At 55.5% G+C, this 2,338-nt stretch carries 1 protein-coding gene; it reads right to left on the bottom strand.

The genetic code is table 11. The features are described 5' to 3' along the window. Nucleotides 1-878: 878 nt before the first annotated feature. Nucleotides 879-1,571, bottom strand: a complete 693-nt coding sequence (locus IEV62_RS18050; RefSeq protein ID WP_188449973.1) for a recombinase family protein — start codon at nucleotides 1,569-1,571, stop codon at nucleotides 879-881. Between the last annotated feature and the right edge of the window lie 767 nt (nucleotides 1,572-2,338).

Raw genomic sequence — 2,338 nt, 5'->3', positions numbered from 1 at the left:
TGAAAACACCATCCGTTCCGCAACAGCCTTCCTCTACGCTGCCGCCGCCCTCGTTATCCTCCGACGCCTCGCTCGTTACGCTTGAGATTCAAGACGGGCTCTTAGTGAAGTAGTCTTGTGCCTGCTGGCTTTCGATGATGTCAGTCGTTACGAGGGTGGTAGCCATATGGTTCCTTTATGTTGATGTATTGGTATGGGGGGGGCTAACTAATCTTGAGGGTTGTTCTGTCCCGATGTGTAATAGAGATGGCTCCTGAGGATGCGGAGATTATGTTGCGGTTATCCCTATCATATCAGATAGCAGGTATAACCGGGATGTTTATCCCGAGGGTATCTCTACCGAAATGACATATATGTTATCCCGAGCTTATCCATATTATATGTTATCCCGAGGATATCCATATTTTATGTTATACTGAGTATATCCCTATTAGAGGTGATACCTAGGGTATCTCTATTGGATGTTATAACTAGGGTATGCATACTAGATGTTATGCCTCGGTTATACATATTAGATGTTATCCCTAGGGTATCCCTATGGGATGTTATCCCTCGGTTATACCTATCGTTCTATCCTTGGCTGTTATTCCGTCACTTATCCCGACCATTCCATCCTTATTCAGATGGGAGGGATGCAAGGGATGTTACCATGTCGAGGGAAGCCGAGGCATAGGTGACCACCGCCGCTAATAGATGCAGGTTTCATTGTGGCTGATGGTATCAATTCAGTTCCGAGCAGGTCCCGCAGCCCGCGTTCAATTCCCCGCCCGCGCTCGTGGAGTCCCCATGCCCTAGAAACCCCCTAGGAGGCCCGTACAGCGTATCGGACGCAATCCGGGCAGCGACCCATCGGCATTGGGGCAACCCTGTTGCGACCCTCAGGCGGCGTCTTTCTGCCCCGCGATCTGACCAGCGGCGATAATATCGCTTACGGACTGAGGACCCCATTTGCCCCCGCGTGCCGTCATGATCCCGCGAGCGTTCAGTTCGGCGGCAATTGCCCTCAGGCTTCCATGCCCATCAGTACGTATCGCAGAGATGATAGGGGCAACATCGGCGGCAAATGCTGCGGACTTCGCCTTGATCGCTTCCACTGCCGCCACATTCCCCTTGGCGTCCCCAAAGGCCTTAGCGCCCATCGGGTTGCCTAGCTTGGTGCCTCGGGCTTTGGCGGCCGCAAGTGCCTCCTTAGTGCGGCGGCTAATTGCTTTCCGCTCCGCCTGAGCGATCACCGCCATGATGTGAATGGTGACCTCGTTGGCCTCGGGCATGTCTGCCGCGATGAACTTGGTGCCAGCTTCCTGTAGAGTGGCGAGGAACGCGAGGTTACGGCTTAGGCGGTCAAGCTTGGCAATGATGAGAGTTGCCCCGGTGACCTTGGCATGTTGCAACGCTTTGATAAGCTCTGGCCGATCATCCCGCTTGCCGCTCTCAATCTCGACGTACTCGCCAAGCTGTTCGCATCCGCGCTCTGTGCAAAATGCTTCGATAGATGCCCGCTGTGCCGCCTCACCTAAGCCGCTACGCCCCTGCTTTGCGGTCGAGACACGGTAGTAATTGATGGTGCGCACTGGGCTTGCTCCGGGTGGTGAGCAGCCCGTTTAGGCGGGTGTCCAAGATTGTCAAACGTTCGTTAGGGAAATCCGGACAGAAGGCCAAATAGATAACGGGCTTGTTTTGTTCTCTCGACCCGACGCCATGATGCTATCATGTGTGCGAGCGGAGGTTATCTCTATGACAAAATGGGAAGCTGAGACATTGCAGACGCGGGCGTTGATCGACGCGGGGTATCCGAGGCTTGCTGCGGGTCTTGCGGCATTGCGCAGCCCCGTCGCCCGCATGGTTGCCGGGGCCGCTGCGAGCGGTGCCTTCATTTGGGCTGGCTTGCCATCCGCCGTTCTACACGTGTGCGGCTAGGGGGTATGGGGGACGGTGCGCGCTACTGAGATTGGACTTACCCTCTCGCATGGCTTTATCGTTTTCAGGTTGTTGGCGAAGTGGTCGGCGTCCCTCGGTTTCAAATCGCAGGCATTCGCAGCTTGAGACGTTCAACGTCCGCCGCTATTCAGCTGACAGGGTTTCCACCAACTTCGCGGCTCGCTCCATCCATGTAATACTCGCAACCCTCGCTGCCGCTGGCGATATGCTTGTCGCTACGGAGGCAGCCAGCGCAAGCAAAGCTGCTGCGACGAAAGCGGTTGTAGCCACTTTTACTCCCCCCTTGACGCCTTCTTTAGAGCCCGTCTTGAATCTCAAGCGTAACGAGCGAGGCGTCGGAGGATAACGAGGGCGGCGGCAGCGTAGAGGAAGGCTGTTGCGGAACGGATGGTGTTTTCAA

It is taken from the genome of Sphingomonas psychrolutea, from assembly GCF_014636175.1.
Lineage (GTDB): Bacteria > Pseudomonadota > Alphaproteobacteria > Sphingomonadales > Sphingomonadaceae > Sphingomonas > Sphingomonas psychrolutea.
This window is presented reverse-complemented; position numbering and strand designations above follow the sequence as displayed.